General features: G+C 47.5%; 21 protein-coding genes. 15 read left to right on the top strand and 6 right to left on the bottom strand.

The features are described from left to right. Positions 1-187: 187 nt before the first annotated feature. Together KBW69_RS09460 and KBW69_RS09455 are read left to right on the top strand one after the other, a co-directional pair. Positions 188-643, top strand: coding sequence for a DUF29 domain-containing protein (locus KBW69_RS09460; RefSeq protein WP_257275085.1), 456 nt, complete (start codon positions 188-190; stop codon positions 641-643). A 173-nt stretch (positions 644-816) separates the two neighbouring features. Beyond that, positions 817-1944 carry a choloylglycine hydrolase family protein gene (locus tag KBW69_RS09455; protein ID WP_257275086.1) on the top strand — a complete coding sequence of 376 codons (1128 nt, stop codon included), beginning with the start codon at positions 817-819 and terminating at the stop codon, positions 1942-1944. A gap of 87 nt (positions 1945-2031) precedes the next feature. Here the strand turns inward: KBW69_RS09455 and KBW69_RS09450 are convergent, their stop codons facing one another. Both KBW69_RS09450 and KBW69_RS09445 read right to left on the bottom strand, forming a co-directional pair. Beyond that, positions 2032-2307 carry a type II toxin-antitoxin system RelE/ParE family toxin gene (locus KBW69_RS09450; RefSeq protein WP_257275087.1) on the bottom strand — a complete coding sequence of 92 codons (276 nt, stop codon included), beginning with the start codon at positions 2305-2307 and terminating at the stop codon, positions 2032-2034. Beyond that, a complete protein-coding gene (locus KBW69_RS09445; protein WP_257275089.1) occupies positions 2307-2576 on the bottom strand; it encodes a CopG family ribbon-helix-helix protein in 270 nt (89 codons plus the stop codon). Before KBW69_RS09445 ends, KBW69_RS09450 begins: the two co-directional genes overlap by 1 nt. Before the next feature lie 156 nt (positions 2577-2732). On the opposite strand from KBW69_RS09445, the gene KBW69_RS09440 reads away from it, so the two are divergent. The 8 genes from KBW69_RS09440 (at position 2733) to KBW69_RS09405 (ending at position 7609) form a co-directional block, all read left to right on the top strand. Next, positions 2733-2885, top strand: a complete 153-nt coding sequence (locus KBW69_RS09440; protein ID WP_257275091.1) for a hypothetical protein — start codon at positions 2733-2735, stop codon at positions 2883-2885. 68 nt (positions 2886-2953) lie between these two features. After that, the gene (locus tag KBW69_RS09435) at positions 2954-3244 is read left to right on the top strand and encodes a type II toxin-antitoxin system RelB/DinJ family antitoxin (RefSeq protein ID WP_257275093.1); all 291 of its coding nucleotides are present in this window, start codon (positions 2954-2956) and stop codon (positions 3242-3244) included. A 139-nt stretch (positions 3245-3383) separates the two neighbouring features. Further along, complete coding sequence (locus KBW69_RS09430) at positions 3384-3740, top strand: type II toxin-antitoxin system RelE/ParE family toxin (RefSeq protein WP_257275094.1); 357 nt, start codon at positions 3384-3386, stop codon at positions 3738-3740. Further along, a complete protein-coding gene (locus KBW69_RS09425; protein ID WP_257275095.1) occupies positions 3740-4021 on the top strand; it encodes a helix-turn-helix domain-containing protein in 282 nt (93 codons plus the stop codon). Before KBW69_RS09430 ends, KBW69_RS09425 begins: the two co-directional genes overlap by 1 nt. A 303-nt stretch (positions 4022-4324) precedes the next feature. Next, positions 4325-4645, top strand: a complete 321-nt coding sequence (locus KBW69_RS09420) for a type II toxin-antitoxin system PrlF family antitoxin (protein ID WP_257275103.1) — start codon at positions 4325-4327, stop codon at positions 4643-4645. 6 nt (positions 4646-4651) lie between these two features. Continuing rightward, the gene (locus tag KBW69_RS09415; protein ID WP_257275105.1) at positions 4652-5146 is read left to right on the top strand and encodes a type II toxin-antitoxin system YhaV family toxin; all 495 of its coding nucleotides are present in this window, start codon (positions 4652-4654) and stop codon (positions 5144-5146) included. Positions 5147-5522: 376 nt separating this feature from the next. Beyond that, positions 5523-5810: a DUF4212 domain-containing protein gene (locus tag KBW69_RS09410; RefSeq protein WP_257275107.1), complete on the top strand. Its 288-nt coding sequence runs from the start codon at positions 5523-5525 to the stop codon at positions 5808-5810. Then, positions 5807-7609, top strand: a complete 1803-nt coding sequence (locus KBW69_RS09405) for a sodium:solute symporter family protein (RefSeq protein WP_257280697.1) — start codon at positions 5807-5809, stop codon at positions 7607-7609. Before KBW69_RS09410 ends, KBW69_RS09405 begins: the two co-directional genes overlap by 4 nt. Positions 7610-7741: 132 nt before the next feature. Here the strand turns inward: KBW69_RS09405 and KBW69_RS09400 are convergent, their stop codons facing one another. Further along, positions 7742-8422 (bottom strand): class I SAM-dependent methyltransferase, encoded by a 681-nt coding sequence (locus KBW69_RS09400; RefSeq protein ID WP_257275111.1) that lies wholly within the window; start codon positions 8420-8422, stop codon positions 7742-7744. Positions 8423-8599: 177 nt separating this feature from the next. Here KBW69_RS09400 and KBW69_RS09395 point away from each other — a divergent pair, with 177 nt between their 5' ends. From KBW69_RS09395 to KBW69_RS09385, 3 genes are all read left to right on the top strand, one after another. Next, positions 8600-9358, top strand: a complete 759-nt coding sequence (locus tag KBW69_RS09395) for an SDR family oxidoreductase (RefSeq protein ID WP_257275112.1) — start codon at positions 8600-8602, stop codon at positions 9356-9358. Between the two features lie 905 nt (positions 9359-10263). Continuing rightward, positions 10264-12447: a protein-disulfide reductase DsbD gene (locus KBW69_RS09390; RefSeq protein WP_257275113.1), complete on the top strand. Its 2184-nt coding sequence runs from the start codon at positions 10264-10266 to the stop codon at positions 12445-12447. A gap of 253 nt (positions 12448-12700) precedes the next feature. Next, positions 12701-13420: a DsbA family protein gene (locus tag KBW69_RS09385; RefSeq protein WP_257275115.1), complete on the top strand. Its 720-nt coding sequence runs from the start codon at positions 12701-12703 to the stop codon at positions 13418-13420. A 103-nt stretch (positions 13421-13523) separates the two neighbouring features. Here KBW69_RS09385 and KBW69_RS09380 read toward each other — a convergent pair whose 3' ends face one another. The 3 genes from KBW69_RS09380 to KBW69_RS09370 form a co-directional block, all read right to left on the bottom strand. Continuing rightward, positions 13524-13949 carry an H-NS family nucleoid-associated regulatory protein gene (locus KBW69_RS09380; protein WP_257275117.1) on the bottom strand — a complete coding sequence of 142 codons (426 nt, stop codon included), beginning with the start codon at positions 13947-13949 and terminating at the stop codon, positions 13524-13526. Positions 13950-14233: 284 nt separating this feature from the next. Next, a complete protein-coding gene (locus KBW69_RS09375; protein ID WP_257275119.1) occupies positions 14234-15943 on the bottom strand; it encodes an AMP-binding protein in 1710 nt (569 codons plus the stop codon). An 859-nt stretch (positions 15944-16802) separates the two neighbouring features. Next, the gene (locus KBW69_RS09370; protein ID WP_257280696.1) at positions 16803-17699 is read right to left on the bottom strand and encodes a hypothetical protein; all 897 of its coding nucleotides are present in this window, start codon (positions 17697-17699) and stop codon (positions 16803-16805) included. 1 nt (position 17700) lies between these two features. Here KBW69_RS09370 and KBW69_RS09365 point away from each other — a divergent pair, with 1 nt between their 5' ends. Further along, positions 17701-18180, top strand: coding sequence for a hypothetical protein (locus KBW69_RS09365; RefSeq protein ID WP_257280695.1), 480 nt, complete (start codon positions 17701-17703; stop codon positions 18178-18180). A gap of 236 nt (positions 18181-18416) precedes the next feature. Further along, positions 18417-19370, top strand: a complete 954-nt coding sequence (locus KBW69_RS09360) for a hypothetical protein (protein WP_257274427.1) — start codon at positions 18417-18419, stop codon at positions 19368-19370. Positions 19371-19389: the final 19 nt, after the last annotated feature.

The raw sequence follows: 19389 nt of genomic DNA, 5'->3' as shown, positions 1-19389 counted from the left end.
TAACCATGCTCAGATAGTAGATTTTTATATCGCCACTTTGCTGCTGAGCTTGAAGCAGGCCAACTTGTCCCTCCTTTCCCCACAGGTGTTTTTTTGGTGCATGATTGCTTGTTTTATAATCGCCAAGAGGTAGCGGTCGGGTAAGAGATGATTGTGTATACTGACCATTGACCAGAGGAGACCCTCAATGAGCGATTTGTACGAAACTGATTTCTATAGCTGGTCGTACCAACAAGCCGAGTTGATCAGACAAGGCCGTTTCAGCGAGTTGGACATCGACAATCTGCTTGAAGAAGTTGAAGACATGGGCAAGGCTCGTTACCGGACTTTAAAGAGTTCTCTTGAGCAGTTGTTTCTCCATGCGCTTAAATGGCAAATGCAATCGAAAAAGTATGATCTTCATGGCATGGATCAGTGGTATCGGAGTTGGGCGATCAGTATCGGCAAGCAACCAATTGCCATTCAACAGGAGTTGGAAGAAAACCCGGGGCTAAACAATAAGCTGGATGAGATTTTTTTAAAGGCTTATAAACATGCCAGGAAGTTAGCCGCCAACGATATGCAGTGCAAAACGAATGATTTCCCGCCTGAATGCCCATGGAGTTATGAGCAAATCATGGAGGAAGGTTGGTTGCCTGATTAATAGTTAGGTCATGGGCAGCCCCTGCCAATTAACAATCGTCACCGATCAACCGTTCATCAATTCTTGCTATTTACCCTCACCTGCTGGCATACCCTTAACTGATTAGCGGTGGCCAACTCATAATAAGAGACTATACTTTCCTCGCGCCTGACTTGTCACAAAGAGCACTTTTCATGAACATTCCTTCGTTAAAAGTACCGGTCGTTACAACCTTTATTCTAAGCGCAATCCTTCTTATCACCGTTGTTCAGACTCCAACCGCTCTGGCCTGTACAGCCATTACGCTGGTTTCAGAGGACCATGCGGTCATCCAGGCTCGCACTGAAGAGTGGGGAACCTTCGATCTGGAATCAAAAATTATGGTGATACCACGAGACACTGCCTTTACAGGTCTCACACCCGATGGCAAACCGGGCTTAAGGTGGAAAACCAAATACGGAGTTGTTGGTATCAATGGCCTGAACAAACCGTCGCTTATCGATGGAATGAACGTAAGAGGCTTGGCGGTTTCAGTGCTGTACTTGCCCGGCGTCGCCGAGTTTCCACCCTATGACCCTGCCAAAGCAGCAAACACAATCGGCCCTCAAGACATCAGCAACTGGGTACTGACTACTCAGTCTACGATAAAAGAGGTAAAGCAAAATCTTCCAAAAGTAGATGTTGCCCCCGTGAAGGAAAAAGGCTTGGGCAATATCGTGCCGCCGATTCATTTCATGATGACAGATCGCTCAGGGGCATCAATTGTGGTGGAGTACACCCATGGCGGCAAGCTAAGTATTTATGACAACCCCGTCGGCGTGTTGACCAACAGTCCAGAATTTCCGTGGCATCTGCAAAACCTGAGAAACTACGTCGGCCTTACCGCTAAAGCGAAACCGGGCATTAAAGTAGGCGATCTGGAGTTAGCCCCTCACGGTGCTGGTTCGGGCATGATAGGCCTGCCTGGCGATTACACTCCCGTTTCCCGATTTGTTCGGGCTGCAGCACTGAGAAACTCAGTACGCCCACTCAAAGACGGTTATGCCGCCGCAATGGAAGCACTGCGCATCCTGAACAATTTTGATATTCCTTCTGGTGCAGTACTGGCCAGAGATGAACTCCCCAAAGACGACACTCTGGGTTCCACTCAGTGGACGACAGCCATGGATACCAAAGACTTGAAATACTATTACAAAACCATGTTTAACAGCCGTATTCGAGAGATTGATTTTGCATCGGTAGACTTTGATAAATCCGGGATTCGCTACCGCGATCTGGATCTGAAAAAACAGCAGGATTTGAAGGTCGTGGATATTAAGTAGTCACTGCTATGATTTAAACGCCGGGCCTTGTGGCTCAACAAACAAGATTGATCCGCTCGGATTCTCGGGTACCTATGACGTGGAATACTATCGATCTTCACGGGTATGCCAGAGCCTCAAAATATAAATGTTTGAGTTTTGGATTTCGTAGCGCATTTCATAGGGCCCTACCAGCACCTTTCTGACTTCTCTGGGGTCAAAAGCTTCAAGTCTTTCACCAAGCCTTGGATTTTCTATAAGACTGGCAGGACTGGATGTCAAAGACTGAACTGTTTTAGCTGCTGCGTGCTTATTCACAAGAGCTAAAAAATCATACAGCCGCGACAAGTCAGAAAGAGCTTTACTCGTCCACTTTATTTCCATTAGCGCGGCACCGGCAAGGGGGTTTCAGTTCCAAGACTTTCTGCCCACTCCTGCACGGCCTGATGATCAATGACAGCATTTGCGTCTACATCTGCCAGTGCTTCCCGGGTTAGCCTGTCGCGTTCCTCTTCCTGATCAATCCAGGCAGATAGAGCCTGTTTGATAATCCATCCCCTTGATCGCTCAAGTCTTTTTGCCAGCTGTTCCACTTTTTCGGCCAAAGGTAATGGCACATGGGCAGTAAGTACCTTTGTGTCTGTTTGAGCCATGATAATCCCTCTCTTAATCAGATATTAACAACTTTGAAAAATAGTGATTAATTATGATTAAGTCAATAATATTGCCAGATTTTGGTCTACCTTAACCTGACGTCAATTTGATCAAGATCAGAATGTCCAGATGGGATTACAAAGTGAGGATTGAAGATGAAAACCGGGAAGAATTCTATTATCAGTGAATTCAACCGACCACGCTATTCAATGGATGAATTGCTGGCCCAGTGCGATCTGTCAGCCGCCATGCCGGAAGAATTTACCGAATGGGATTCCATCCCGCCTGTTGGGGATGAAGCACTTTGAGCGTTTACGACTGTGGCAATATTGTCCGAGTGAATAGAAATAAACATTACTTAAAAAGGATATTTGTTATGGCTCATACATCAATGCTGCACGTCCGTGTAGATGCCGCATTAAAAACAGAAGCAACCGAAAAGCTGGCCAACTTCGGCTTAACCCTGTCTGATGCGGTTCGGATCCTGCAAACCCGGATAACCAAAGAAGGTGGCCTGCCCGTCGGCCTCACCAGTGACCCTGAAGCGCATGATGCCTGGTTCCGGGAGCAGGTTAAGCAGGCCTTGAACTCTGAAGATGTTTTATCCCATAACCAGGTTATGGATGAAGCCCAAGCCTTGATCGAAAGGAAAAAACAACGTGCATAAATTGGAGTGCTTGGGCCCTGCTCGTAACGACCTTTTGACCATTATTGATTATATCTCCGATGATAACCCAGAGGCGGCCCTTCGACTCAAGGACGAAAGTGTAAATTGCCAAACGTACCAATTTTGGTACAATTAAGAAATGAAAATTATAGCCGTTCGATTCTTTGTTGCGTCTTCAGGGAATGAGCCTGTCCGGGAGTGGCTGAAATCATTGTCCCGTGATGATCGCCGGACGGTGGGTGAAGACATTAAGACGGTTGAGATTGGCTGGCCTATCGGTATGCCACTGGTAAGAAAAATGGATGCGAAGCTTTGGGAGGTTCGTATCCATCTATCGGATGCCCGTATTGCCAGAGTGCTCTTCACAGTAGCCGGTGCTGACATGGTGTTACTGCACGGCTTTATCAAAAAGTCGGATAAAACCCCGGCAAACGATCTTAAGCTCGCAAAAACACGCCGTGATGACGTGCTAAGGGAACAAAAAGGAGGCAAGTGATGAGTAATCCCCATATTGGCAGTAGTTTCGACGACTTCCTGGAAGAAGAGGGCTTGCTGCCCGAATGCCAGGCAGAGGCTATAAAGCGAGTCCTGGCCTGGCAAATCAGCGAGTACCTGGAAACAGAGAAGGTCAACAAATCAACCTTTGCCCGCCGCCTGGGCACCAGCCGTTCACAACTGGATCGTCTTCTTGATCCCAACAGCACCAGCCTGAACCTGAAAACACTGGCGAATGCCGCTCTGGTGATGGGGAGAAAGCTGGAGTTGAGGATTGTTTGATTTGCCCGGTTCTTAGCCAGGTTGGCGGTAGATGCTTTAACGGGCTTGTTTTCCGATAAGGTCTGCAAGAGTCGCTTTGCCTGTTGGGTCACCTATCTTCACTAATCTCTTATCCATTCTTGAGATTATATTAGATAGCTTTAGATTATAATAGATTATTGCGAACTGTTTTTAACCCCGAACTACCGTCAGCAGGGCGTTCAGTGCCCGCTTGATAACTGTTTTAGCCGCAACCACGATTTTGACACAGTAATGCATTCGCATTACTATGATAATTGATAGTTAACACCCGAAGGTTTCATCATGAAAAATGTGTTCGTAGATCGATCCACGCTGACGGATCGTTACCAGACGACTATTCCGGCCTCGGTCAGAAAGGCGCTGGAATTAAACAAGCAGGAAAAGCTTCAGTATGAGATTCGCTCCGATGGCAGTGTCCTGCTTTCCAAGTACCAGAGTGACGAGGGAGACCCCGTAATAGGAGGCTTCCTGGATTTTCTTGAGCAGGATATGAAAAACCATCCCCAAACACTTAAGCCGGTTTCCCCGGAGCTTGCCCGGAAGCTCAATGATCTGGTTGGGGAGATTGATACTGATCTTGATGAGACTCTTGGTGAGGATTGATCGGCAATGCCTTCCATCCGTAATGACTTTCATGGCTGGACGATTCTGGCCCACCCCATGTTTGTCGCACAACTCAAGAGTTTGGCTGTCGAGGTCAAAAAACTGAAACAGCAGCATCCTGATTCCTTTCAAAAGAAAAACGCCACAAAACGACTGGCGGCAATAATCCAGTTGGCGTTTGAACGGGTTCCAAGCAATCCCTCTGACCCTATATACCGCCAAGGCTTGACGCTTGGAAAAGCCAGAAAACACTGGTTTCGAGCTAAGTTTTTTCAACAGTACCGGCTGTTTTTCCGCTATGACGAAGCAGCCAGAATCATCATATATGCTTGGGTAAATGACGAAAAAACCAAACGTGCCTACGGTAGCAAGACCGATGCATATTCGGTGTTTGAGAAACTGGTAAATGCGGGAACGCCTCCTGACAGTTGGCAGGATCTCATGAATGAATCCCAAGGCATTGAGGATCTGGATGAATTCTTCAATGAAATTGATGGATAGAGCTTCTTCAGCATTGTGATTTAGCTTCATAATTTGAGGCGACATCTTCCATGAAAGTCACCGGGGGGATAATAAAGACAGGTGTGTCGCTTGCTACACGGTCGGCACAAATCACAAAATGCTGATACGGTGGGAGCTCAGTCGAACCCATTTCTTGTCAGCCCGCAAGGATTCAAGCTGTTTGAGGGTGTCGCAAATTACTGGCTCCCATGCTTTTAGACCCTGTGGGTCACAGAGTGAGAATGGGCACAATACCTCTTATTAGCCTAAAGTCGAAAAGGCAGATACGGCATATCCTGCTATGGTGGTCACTGCACCTGCGAGACTCATAGATCGCTGACTCTGATACCAATAATAATTATGGGAGAATCCCACAGTGGCACAACCTATAGACCCCGGGAAAGCGGCAGCGGCCGCTTATTGGCGCGAGAATATCCGCCTGTTACTCAGCCTTCTCGTCATCTGGTTTGCAGTTTCCTACGGCGCCGGAATCCTGTTCGTTGATCACCTTGACCAGTTTCAGCTGGGCGGTTTCCCTCTGGGCTTCTGGTTCGCCCAGCAGGGTTCTATCTACACCTTTGTGATACTGATATTTGTTTATGCCTGGCAGATGAACCGTCTGGATCATAAATACAATGTCTATGAAGAGGAGGAAGAAGCATGAGCACTGAAATGCTGACTTACCTCTTCATCGGCGCCTCTTTCGCCCTCTACATTGCCATCGCTATCTGGTCACGGGCAGGGTCCACGGGTGAATATTATGTTGCCGGCAAAGGCGTTCACCCGGTCGCTAACGGTATGGCAACGGGGGCCGACTGGATGTCTGCCGCTTCCTTTATTTCAATGGCCGGTATTATTTCCTTTGTTGGTCGTGACGGAGCGGTTTACCTGATGGGCTGGACCGGCGGTTATGTGCTGCTGGCCATGTGTCTGGCTCCCTACCTCAGAAAGTTCGGCAAGTTCACAGTGCCGGACTTTGTGGGTGAGCGTTACTATTCGCAGACTGCGCGTGTAGTGGCAGTGATCTGCGTCATCTTCATCTCCTTTACCTATGTAGCAGGCCAAATGCGAGGCGTTGGCATCGTATTCTCACGTTACCTGGAAGTGGACATCACCATGGGTGTTCTGATCGGTATGGGTATTGTCTTTTTCTACGCCGTATTGGGGGGTATGAAAGGGATCACCTACACTCAGGTCGCACAGTACTGTGTGATGATCTTTGCCTTTATGATTCCTGCTATTTTCATATCCATCATGATTACCGGCAACCCCATTCCCCAGCTGGGCTTTGGCAGTGAGGTAACAGGTACCGGACAATCGGTTCTTGAAAAACTGAACGGGCTCTCGACGGAACTGGGTTTCAAACAATACACAGATGGCTCTAAATCCACTATCGATGTGTTCTTTATCACCATGGCGCTGATGGTCGGTACCGCAGGCTTGCCTCACGTTATTGTCAGATTCTTCACCACCCCGACGGTTCGTGACGCTCGTAAGTCTGCTGGTTATGCCCTGTTGTTCATCGCTGTCCTTTATACGACAGCCCCTGCTGTGGCCAGTTTTGCAAGAATCAATCTGCTGAATACCGTGAGTGAATCCAATTACAAAGATCTGCCCGAATGGTTCTCCAACTGGGAAAACTCCGGTCTGATTGCCTGGATCGACAAGAATGAAGATGGAAAAATCCAGTACACTGACGGTCGACCAATGGAAGGCAAACCACAGTTTACTTCTGAGCGAGGTATAAGCGGCGAACGTCTGGTATCCAACGATCCATCTGCCGGTGAGAATGAGTTGTATGTTGATCGCGATATTATGGTTCTGGCCAACCCCGAGATTGCTCAGCTGCCAGGCTGGGTCATAGCCCTGATTGCGGCAGGCGGGCTGGCTGCTGCACTCTCAACAGCTGCGGGACTGCTCCTGGTGATCTCAACCTCGGTGTCTCACGATCTGCTGAAAAAGAACCTGATGCCAAATATCTCTGACAAGCAGGAACTGCTGGCTGCCCGAATCGCCGCAGGCGTAGCCATTGTTATTGCAGGTTTGTTTGGTATTTATCCACCGGCCTTTGTCGCACAAGTGGTGGCATTTGCCTTTGGCCTGGCTGCGGCCTCCTTCTTCCCGGCCATCCTGATGGGCATCTTCTATAAACGTATGAACCGTGAAGGGGCTATTTCCGGCATGGTCACTGGCCTGGCATTCACCTTCGCCTACATCGTTTACTTCAAATTCATCAACCCCGCTGCCAACACAGCAGAAAATTGGTGGTTTGGTGTCTCTCCGGAAGGTATTGGCACACTGGGCATGCTGATCAACTTCAGTGTATCCATGGTGGTTTGTCATCTGACTGCGGCCCCCCCCAAGCATATCCAGACTCTTGTGGAAGACATCCGCGTGCCACGGGGTGCAACTTCCAGCCAGCCAGTAGTCGGTGGTAGCACACCTGCCAGCGATTTCGGATAACTTCTCTTTGACATCAGGCCTTCGGGCCTGATCACTCCCGGCTAAGCCGTGGGATACTTTGTGTACAGAGTCGATAGGATCAACAGCAGACCAGAGGGTGTTCTCATTATAGGTATAGATCTATTCCTGCACTTATTTATTGATGGCTACAAAACGAGCTACGCAACCCGTCACTTGAATGTCCACACTATTAAATCTTGAGCACAATTCATGCTCTAGCCCATCCAGATGATCTTCCTGATTGCTAAAAATCCCCTTCCGGTTGTATATGCCCATAAGAGCTTTCGCTAGCAAAGTACGAGTTACTCCACTACGAAGAATGGTGGCACCAAACAATTTCCCACCTTCATTCAGCAATGGCTTAAAGTGGTCGAACACGACAGCTTTGCTATGGATGCTGCCGGGCAGACAGTGCAGTAAATAGTTAATGCTAATCGAGCTGAAGCTATTTACCGGCAAGGTGGTAAAAGGTTTAAAAACGTTATGCACCAGAGTACTGGGTTGATATCTTTTTAATCGCTGCCCAGCGTAGTCAAGCGAGTTGGTGTTAAGGTCTACCAATGTCAACGATGGTCGGCAGGTTGGGAACTGGCAGTGATCAGGGAAATAGCCCGTGCCCACACCTATATCCAGATGCGGGTTGCTGACATGCTGATTAAACCAGTCCAAAAGTATGGGTGTCGGACATTGCCAGACAAGGCGGTTGGAGATACCCAGTACGGCGATATCATAGATGTTCAGAACTCCCTTTGAATAAACGGCCTGGCCTCTGTGAACCTGTTCGTTCGTTATCTTGCTGCGTGGAACAGTCATAGTGGAGTACCCCAATGAAGGAATCAGTAATCGACACTCACTATAGAAGACATTAGGCTACGCAACAGCAATGGCCAGGAGTCTCGCTGACACTAAAAAAATAATAATTCTGGGAATCTGACATAATAAGGAAGATGAAAAAGACCCGATCTGACCTCCAAGGAGCCCCCCTTGAGCTTGAAAACTGTATTTATAACCGGAGCCACTTCCGGCTTTGGTGAAGCCTGTGCCCGTCGTTTTGCCACTGAACAAGGCTGGCAGCTGGTAATTACCGGCAGAAGAAAAAAACGTCTGGAATCACTGGCCAGGGAACTCTCAGCATCCTGCCCGGTTCACTGCCTCGTGTTTGATATGAGAGATGAAGCTGCGATTCAAAAAGCGGTAAGCACTCTCCCGGAAGTTTTTTCAGACATCCATACTCTGATCAATAATGCCGGTCTGGCCCTGGGCACTAAACCGGCCGACCAGTGTGATACACAACAGTGGATGAACATGATTGATACCAACATTAAAGGACTGGTTTTAATCACTCATGCTCTTTTACCTGCCCTCAAGAAAAACAACAGTGGCAGTATTATAAACCTGGGGTCGGTTGCCGGGACTTATCCTTACCCTGGTGGCAATGTTTATGGTGGTACCAAGGCGTTTGTAAAACAGTTTTCCCTGAATCTTCGTTCTGACCTTCTGGGGACTGGCATCAGAGTGACCAATATCGCACCCGGAATGGCAGAAACTGAATTTTCAGTCGTGCGTTTCGATGGAGATCAATCTAAAGCCGATGCCGTTTATGAGGGCATGAAACCCCTTTCAGCAGAAGATATCGCCGAAAGCATCTATTGGGTCGCAAGCAGGCCGGCCCACGTCAATATTAATGCTATGGAAATCATGCCGGTTCAGCAGGCTTTTGCAGCTTTTGATGTGGATCGTAATCACTGAGACTTCTGCCTGTAGCCTGCTCTAAGCAGGCTACAGCTTTGAACACAGTCTCAAAAAAACAATTATTGAAGCAGGTTATGCACAAAATTTTGTTATCTAATAAACAACAAATAACGTATATATACTGATTTCATCAGACCTGATATACCCAAGGCACTCTCGTCTGATTATTTTTCAACCAATGCAAAAACACCCTGTAATCTCAGGCACTTCATGAGTTATCCACAAGTAATTCAGTGTGTTAATCAGTTATTTTGTTGAAAACACTTACCACACCTTTCTACCAATGAGTGCCAGCCAAACACCGGCCCCCCTGCCAATGGGCGGATTTCTCACAATAGTCACCCGGACTCAAAAAAATTGACCGCAACATAGAAATCTGATCAAGCCGGGTGTTGAGCCTATCAAAGCCGCCTTGATCGCAGCCAATAGCAAAGGCTATTAACGATTGCACAAAGCTTTTGCAGTGAAGCAGGCATTGAACGACACTTTTTTGCAAACCTTGGGCTTGTTTCTCTAAAAGTGCAATCGACTGATATTTCAGATGGGAGCCAGCTGTTGGTTGATTTCATAGCTTTTACACTCAAAGAATTCAAGTCAGGAATAAATACACGAACAAAGGCCAGCCACAGCATCCGCATGGCGACAACTTAGAAGCCGAAGTGAATAAGAAAACAGAAAAAAAATTTCAAAGAAAAGTCATTTTCCTGAATCCAGTCACCAGAGCCCAACGTATTCTCCATAGGACTGATAGAGGTCGGCCGCTGGTCGGCCACATTTTACCCTGACAATGTTTTTTCAGGCTAAGGTGCCAATGTCGAGATAGACTCAGGTCTTTTTTGTACCGTCCAGTCTTTGGCCCTACTCAACTGACTTGAGGTTTGCCTGAATTTATCGGGATATACATGAAAATACGATCGTTTAATCAGCACTCACAGACGAGCTGCACTTCAACCGCTCCGGAAAACAGCAGAAAAAATACCCTGCTTATGCTCTTCAGCTTATGTCTGGTACTCCTTCTTTCGCTGCTCAATCGACCTGCCTATGCTCTGTCAACGGACTGGTTGGTGAACCCTCAACAGCCTGAGGCCAGAGTCAGGCTACACTTCTCTGGTGAAGCAGACCCAACCACCCGCCAACTTTATGCGTCACTGGAAGTGCAGTTATCAGGTGACTGGAAGACTTACTGGCGATCACCCGGTGAGGCCGGAATTCCGCCCGAAATCGATTGGCGAACAGAAGAGCCACAAGGCAGCAGTAATATAGAAAATGTTGAGTGGCTCTGGCCTGTTCCGGAACGCATAGAAATGCTGGGGCTGCACACACTTGGCTATAAAAACGGCACTGTTTTTCCTCTTCTGATTCAGGTCAAAGACCTGAGTCAGCCTGTCGCCATCAATGCCAGACTGCGCCTGTCTTCCTGCACCACGGTCTGCGTTCTGACAGATTATGAGATTCAACTGGAGTTTACCCCCACTGATCTGAAAGCAGACCCGCAAGCATCATTCCTGATCGATAAAGCGCTTTCGAGGGTTCCGACGAATATGCCTGACACAGGGCTAAGCGCAGAATCTGTTGTATGGGATAAAGAAAACAACAAGGTTGTTGTCACTGCCCAGTCTGAAACTGGCTGGGAAAAAGCCGTTGACGTCATTATTGATGGCCAGGAAGAGATAACCTTCAGTCTGCCGGAAGTGACCATTGTGGGTAATCAGCTTCAGGCCATTATGAATGCGTCAAGCTGGTTGGGTGAATACAACCTGTCGGGTGAATCTGTCACAGTCACCCTTCTCAACGGAGACAGTGGCCTTGAAAAAACACTGCCTGTCGAAGAGGGTACTGCCATTTCACTGTCTGGAGGTAGCGGTGCAGCAAGCCTGATAGTATTACTGGGTCTGGCTCTACTGGGCGGCCTGATCCTTAACCTTATGCCGTGTGTTCTTCCTGTTCTTGGTATGAAACTCTCTTCCGTACTCCATGCATCAGGTCAGGAAGCCAGCCTCACTCGTAAACAGTTTCTGAGTTCTGCGGCAGGCATTATTTTCTCCTTCTGGTTACTGGCGACCTTCCTCTGGATACTCAAGCTGACTGGCAACAGTATTGGCTGGGGTATTCAGTTCCAGAATCCGTGGTTTATTGGTTTCATGGTAGTGGTGACTGCTCTTTTTGCTGCCAACCTGATGGGCATGTTTGAAATTCGCCTGCCTTCTTTCCTGTCGACTAAACTGGCTACAGCAGGTGATAACAGTACTGCAGGCCACTTTGTTCAGGGCATGTTCGCAACACTTCTGGCAACGCCCTGTTCAGCTCCATTCCTGGGAACCGCCGTCGCCTTTGCCTTGTCGACTAACAGCTTCAACCTGTTTGCCATTTTCACTGCCCTGGGCATAGGTCTTGCCCTTCCGTATCTGCTGATTGCTGCCAGACCCTCTTTGTTGAAGTGGATGCCAAAACCCGGACAGTGGATGATCAACCTTCGCCGTATATTGGCACTGATGCTGCTGGTGACTTCTCTGTGGCTAATCAGTCTGCTTCAGGTATTCCTGCCAGTCTATCTGCTTTTGATTATTGCCGTGATTCCAACCCTTATGATCCTGCACGCCTTGTTGACCAGTTTGATGCCTCAATCAGGAAAAGGATTATTGCTACTGCCCTCATTATTTCTGTCAATGGCGATAGTTCTCTTCGGGGCCTGGTCGACCGGTTTCTTCACACCGGAGCAATCAACATCAGACAACCTAACCTGGAAAACCTTGAATGAGCAGGAAATTGCCAGCTCGGTCGCTAAGGGAAAAGTCATCTTTGTTGATGTCACCGCTGACTGGTGTATCACTTGTAAAGCCAACAAGATCAGGGTCATCGACAGGGATCCCACCAACAGTCTCCTACAGCAGGACTTTGTTGTGACCATGCGGGGAGACTGGACCCGTCCTTCAGAAGAAATTAATGCCTACCTTCAGAAGAATGGACGATTTGGTGTGCCCTTCAATATTATCTACGGTCCGGGTGCTCCTGAAGGAATACCGCTGCCGGTTATTCTCGACCACGACACTGTAACAGCAGCTATCGAGAAGGCGACATCCATGTAAATTCATGAAATCAGCCTGAAAAGCTTCCCATAAAATCATGATGAAATGCTTTTCGCTGTTAAATGACCTGAGCCCCGAAGTAATACGAGCAGAAGGGCTCCAGAGTCAGATAGCCCGGCTTATTAGTCTTTGCCATTGCCATTTAATCATGACAAAGTGACAATCAAAGCCATATCGCCCCTGAAGCGAACCTCACTCTCATGAGCTTCAGCAACGACTCAGGGAAACAAATACCGACTCACAGAAGAGCACCATGAAAAAAACTCTTATTCTCACCACCACCTTACTGATGGGCTCGCTCAACCTTCAGGCAGAGCCTCTGGATGATCAGCAACAGCAAGAAGTCAGAGAGCTGGTTCGTAAAACCCTGATAGAAAACCCGGACATTCTGGTTGAAGCCATGAACGAGCTAAGAAAGCGAGAAATCGCCGCTCAGCAGAATGCCGAAAAGCAGATGCTGGAAGCCCGTCAAAAAGTGCTTTTTGAGAACCCTGAGAACCCCATTATGGGCAATCCTGAAGCCAAGGTGACTATTGCCTACTTTGGTGATTACAACTGTGGCTTCTGCAAGCGTCAGGATCCTATTCTGAAGAAAATTGTTAAAGAGAACCCTGACGTAAAAATTGTCATCAAGGAACTCCCTGTCCTCGGTCCTGAGTCTCGCGAAGCTGCGGAAATGGCCCTGGCCACCTTTAAGCAGGACAAGGGTAAATACCTGCCTGTTAACCAGCGTCTGATGTCCAAGCCTGGCAGACATAGCAGCAGCACTATTAAAGCTGCACTGAAAGCAGAGGGCATTGAGGCTGACAATCTGAAAGTGGACGAGTCTGTCACTCAGCAACTTGATGAGAACCTGCGTCTGGCACAGGAGCTTGGCATTCGTGGAACACCGGCACTGGTATTCCCTGATGAAGTGTTAAGAGGCTTCACCGAAGAAGGCGCACTGAAAGAAATGATCAAGCAACGTCTCTGATCTTAAATCCGATTAATAAAAAAACCGGAGTCATCCGGTTTTTTTATTTGAGTTCCTGGCTATCTATCAGGCCAAGTAATAATAACTTCTGAGCTGAAGAATATTAAAGTTCGGCAACAATACAGTCTTTACGTTCTTTTCCAGTTTTTGAGAGATACTCAGTAAACTCTGCCGGGATACGACCTGTGGTAGCACCTTCCCAGCTGACCACAGAGCCATCTCCTTTTTCATATTGAAACTGATAACGCTGTCTTGGCTTTCCTTTTCTGACTTTCTCGGCAACGGCAGAAGCCGCCAGATCTTCGAGGGTCAGACCTTTTTCATGCATTTGACCCAGAATACTTTCAACAGCTTCTCTTTTGCGCCCTTGTTGTTCCTTCTGTTCATTGTGCTCACGCACTTTTTCTTCATGGATCGCTTCTACGCGCTTGATAACACTTTCTATATCTTCAACATGCATACCTTGAAACAATTTACGCAACTGCACTTTTGATTTCAGGATATTCAGTGACTCTTCAAAAATATTCATTAGAAAAAACCAGGATAGGTATTATTTAGAAAGCGTCAAAAGTACCATTGCAATGACTAACTGTAAACAGTGTCGTACATAAATTATGATACAAAAAAATAACAATTGACGAATCAAGAAAAAAACAACAACTTTTTAATAGCCAATCATACGACCAATCGAATTAAATCATACGCTTAGCCGCAATAGTTTTATTACTCACCAGTGGCATAGACTCATTACGAGTCTATGCCACTGGTCTATCAAGGCTAAAATGAGGCTTAAAGCAGAGAGCGATGACTGTATCAAACTGTTTCCAGCTTCTTCAGCTCTTGTGCACGAAGATCTTTCCTCAATACCTTGCCTACAGGCGTCATCGGGAGCTCTACTCTGAACTCTACCTGTCTGGGCACTTTATAAGCTGTCATATTCTTGCGGCAATAATCCTTTAACTCCTGCTCGGTAACACTGTCATCCTGGGGAATAACAAAGAGTTTTACTGCCTCACCTGTTTTCTCATCAGGCACTCCGATCACCGCACAGTTTTGAACTTTTTCGTGTCTGGCGACAACATCCTCAATCTCATTGGGATAAACATTAAAGCCGGATACCAGCACCATATCTTTCAGGCGGTCAACTATACGTACATAACCGTCTTCCTGAATGATGGCTACATCCCCCGTACGGAACCAGCCGTCGTCCAGAACTTCAGCAGTGGCTTCAGGGCGCTGCCAGTAACCCGCCATGACCTGGGGGCCCTTTGCACAGAGTTCACCGCGTTCACCAAAAGGTAAATCATTGCCTTCATCATCAATGACTTTCAGAGCGGTACCCGGTAAGGCAATACCCACTGTGCCGTCCTGAACAAAATCACCCGCAGGGTTAGCGGTCAAAATCGGAGAGGTTTCAGACAAACCATAACCTTCACCGATTCGGCAACCAGTGAGTTCGAGCCAGCGATCTGCTGTGGCCTGCTGAAGTGCCGTACCCCCGGAGTTGGTCACTCTCAGATCAGAAAAGTCAATATTCTTGAACTCAGGATGATTCATCAAGCCCACAAACAGAGTGTTGAGGCCAATGAATGCATTAATACGCCAGGGCTTGATGGTTTTGATGAACGTATCAATATCCCTGGGGTTGGCAATCAGGATACTGTGCCCCCCCAGAGAGAAGTAAGACAATAGATGAACCGAAAAGGCATAGATGTGGTAAAGAGGCAGCGGCGCTACCACGGTATCACCTTCAGGATTGGAAACCGGACTACCATCAGCTTTTGTCTGCCTTCTCAACTCTACTGTCTGAAGAACATTGCTGATCAGATTGTTATGGGTCAGCATGGCGCCCTTGGCGACACCGGTAGTTCCTCCTGTGTACTGCAAAGCAGCCAGGTCTTCTTTTTGAGCCGGCCTGGGTGGCTTGTAGGTTGCCTTGCTACCCAGTGCCAGGGCCTGCCTGAAAGGTACCGCTGTTGGAAGGCTATAAGCCGGCACCATTTTCTTGATGTGCTTAACGGCAAAGTTGATTATGGAGCGCTTTGGCCAGGGCAACAGATCCGCCAGATCTGTCACTATCAGGTGATCAACACCGGTCTCAGGCAAAACTTCTTCGATCAGGTGCCCAACAATATTGACGCAAACCAGAGCTTTCACGCCTGCGTCATTAAACTGATGCTTAATCTCTCTGGCGGTATAGAGGGGGTTCGTATTTACAATGACCAAACCGGCCTTGATGGCACCGAAGGCCACCACCGGGTATTGCAGAATGTTGGGCATCTGTAGTGCGATGCGATCGCCGGGCTGCAGTCCGGTGTGTTGCTGAAGGTAAGCTGCAAACTGATCGCTCAGCCGATCCACTTCCTTAAAGCTGAGCGTTAATCCCAGCCCTGTGAACGCGGGCTTGTCTCCGTGTCTGTCGACAGCATCTGCAATCACTTCCCTGAGATTAGAGAAGGCTCCGAAGTCAATATGATCAGATATACCGGGTGCGCGTTTGCCATCCCAAAAAGCTACTTCCATGGAGAGCTCCTCGTCTTATTGTTGTGAATGTCGTCCGGGCTGCCACCGGCCATCTACAGATTATTCAAACCTGATCGGGAGCGCATTATACCCGCTTACCCGGCAGTCTTGAATTATTTTTGTAAGATTTTGTGATTCCTTGGAAGGTCTTCAGTATGAGCAGATAACTGTTTTTTTATGGAGCAAAGTCAGGTCGGTTTCAGAGGCCTTGCTGCCCATGGGAAGGAAGACTTGAAAGTGTGGAATTTTCTGAAGATGTGAAGGCATGTCTGCTACTTTTATTCTGACTTATCTACCAGATAGATACTATGCCATTTGTCTTATTCGGGCTCCTGTTATTATTCCATCTGTTTCAGGCATGCGATGCTCGTGACGTCTACCAAAGTGCCTGGTGGATAGACGAATTATATTCGAAGGCCGAGAACAAGAGCATATCGGTAAAGTTAAACTCACAGCTGTATTTTGTTTGCCCTAATCTGCCCACTGTGGTCAGGATGCGTGGCCACGATAGGCAAACCTCAACCATGTATGAAAATGTATGGCTAACGGACAACGAAACCTATTATGAGAATTGTGAAATAGGAGATGATCCTCAAGACAAATTCACAAGCCGCTACGTATGCGGCAAACCCACACGCCTGGTTTTTCTTAGTATTCTGTTTCTTGAACATGCTGCCGGAAAAGACGACGTGACCTTTAAAGAGGGAAAACACTACTATTTCCTATCCACGTCAACGGGGGAATCGAGCACAGTACGTAACAGAAAAGACGGACATTGTCGAACACATAACATGCGCCTCAAGGTTTATATCTGTAAAAAATTCAATGAAACGGATCCCGGCTGCATTTATCCGGACCCTCAGTTAAACTGGTATAGTGCAACGGGTGCTTTTCTTTCTGCCCCTGTAAAAACGCCTTTAACAACTCCTTTAACGACGACCGTTCCCACCAATACCGCTGTCAATGGTACTGCAATGGTTAGCACAATCGCTAATGAAACGGTCCCCGTCACTATGGCTAAGAACGATACCGCAATAGTTGTGACAACCGCGGCGGGAACGACACCTGTCACTATGGCTGACAACAGTACCGCTATAGTTATCACAACCGCAGCGGGAGCGACTCCTGTCACTATGGCTGACAACAGTACCGCAATCGTTATGACAACCGTGAAGAGAGCAACTCCTGTCACTATGGCTGACAACGATACCGCAGTAATTGTGACAACTGCGACGGGGTCGGCTCCTGTCACTATGACTGACAACAGCACTGCAATAGTTATGGCAACAACCGCGACGGGGTCGGCTCCTGTGACTATGACTGACAACAGCACTGCAATAGTTATGACAACAACCGCGACGGGGTCGGTTCCTGTCACTATGACTGACAGCAGCACTGCAATAGTTATGGCAACAACCGCGACGGGGTCGGTTCCTGTCACTATGACTGACAGCAGCACTGCAATAGTTATGGCAACAACCGCGACGGGGTCGGTTCCTGTCACTATGACTGACAACAGCACTGCAATAGTTATGGCAACAACCGCGACGGGGTCGGTTCCTGTCACTATGACTGACAACAGCACTGCAATAGTTATGGCAACAACCGCGACGGGGTCGGCTCCTGTGACTATGACTGACAACAGAACTGCAATAGTTATGACAACAACCGCGACGGGGTCGGTTCCTGTCACTATGACTGACAACAGCACTGCAATAGTTATGGCAACAACCGCGACGGGGTCGGTTCCTGTCACTATGACTGACAACAATGCTCAAACTGATATCGCAACGATCACGCTAAAAGCGACCAACACGGTTCCTGCCAGATATGATCATTCACTGGCACAGCCCATTCGGTTGGTTTGGACGATGGGCCATAACCAGAACCAAACTGCAAATATCTTTGAAGAAGAGCATTATCCGGTGGTTGCGCAGTGTAGAGAGCCCAACATCAGGATCAATCTGCTGAACAACAAGGGAACCATTGCCAATAGTTGGCTATGTCGGAAAGTCGGTGAGCGCCTGACGATACTTAAACCCAAATACCGGAATGGCGACACTCATCTATTTGAGGCATCATCTGAGTATCGCCGCTTGCGGACATCAAAATCGAAACTGTCTATCAATGTGGTTAGCTCCAGGGATTATCATACTAATAACGCAAACGCCTTTTATAACCCATCGTTGTTGGCGCTTTTGATCTCTATGTATCTTATTAGTGCAAGCACACTGTGAATTCGTAGAAGAGAAACATTATGAAACGGGTCTTGTTCGGATTCATCTTGTTGTTTTGTCTGTTTCAGACATGTAATGCTCGTGATGTCTACACAAGCGCTCTATGGGTGGAAGATTTATATTCACACGCCGAGAACAAAACCATAGCTGTACGGATAAACTCACGGATAGGGTTTATTTGTCCCAATATCGCCACTGTGGCAAGGCAACGCGGGTTCGACAGACAATCCTCAGAAATGAATGAAAATCTATGGTTAGTACAGAACGAAACCTTCTACGAAAACTGTGAGATACCAACAAACACCTCAAGTCTGGCGTACCATTTTGTTTGCAACGATGCCACTCGACTGTTTTTTGTAGATCTACTGTTTCTTGAATTTGCTGCCGGACAAAACGATATGACTTTTGAAGCGGGGAAATATTATTATGTATTGTCGACATCAGACGGCACCATAGGTTCACTTAACAACAGAAAAGGCGGACATTGTCTGACCCACAACATGCGCGTCAAGATTTATGTCTGTAAAAAACGTAGTGACCCCCATCCTCTCTGCAAAAACATAGACCCTAAGTTAAACATTATTCCTCCAAGTGATCCTTCTACGCCATCTCCTTTCATGTTCGGCTTAATAAATCCCGGAGTGCCGAATGTTCCTGCCATTATTACTGATACCTATAGCAATACTAATACCGAAACGGTTACAACAAAGGCTACTGCAGCGGTTACGACAAAGGCTACTGAAACGTTTACGAGAAAGGCCACTGAAGCGGTTTCCACCATCCATAATGATCCACCGAACGAGCCCGTTGAGTTAATATGGGAGATCCGCTACAACCAGACCCAAACAACCACCATCTCTAAAGAAGAGTATTACCCGGTGGTTGCACTGTGTAATGAACCCAACGCAAAAATCAGCCTGCTTAACAATAAAGGGAGGATTGTTGATAGCTGGTTGTGTCAGAAAGTAGATGAGCGTATGACGATACTTAAACCGGAGTACCGGAATGACGATGTTTATCTATTCGTGGCCTCGCCCGAATACAGTCCCGGGCGAATATGGAAATCAAGCCTGTTTGTTAATGTGCATAGCATCAAGCATCGTTATATCAGTAATGTAAACTCACTCTATAGCCCACCGGCATTGGCGCTTTTGATTTCATTGTATCTTTTTATTGCAAATGCACTTTGACACGATTTTCTGAAAGTGC

The sequence above is a fragment of the Endozoicomonas sp. ISHI1 genome (assembly GCF_024606225.1).
Lineage (GTDB): Bacteria > Pseudomonadota > Gammaproteobacteria > Pseudomonadales > Endozoicomonadaceae > Endozoicomonas_A.
The sequence above is the reverse complement of the archived record's forward strand: the minus strand, read 5'-3'. Positions and strand labels throughout refer to the sequence as shown.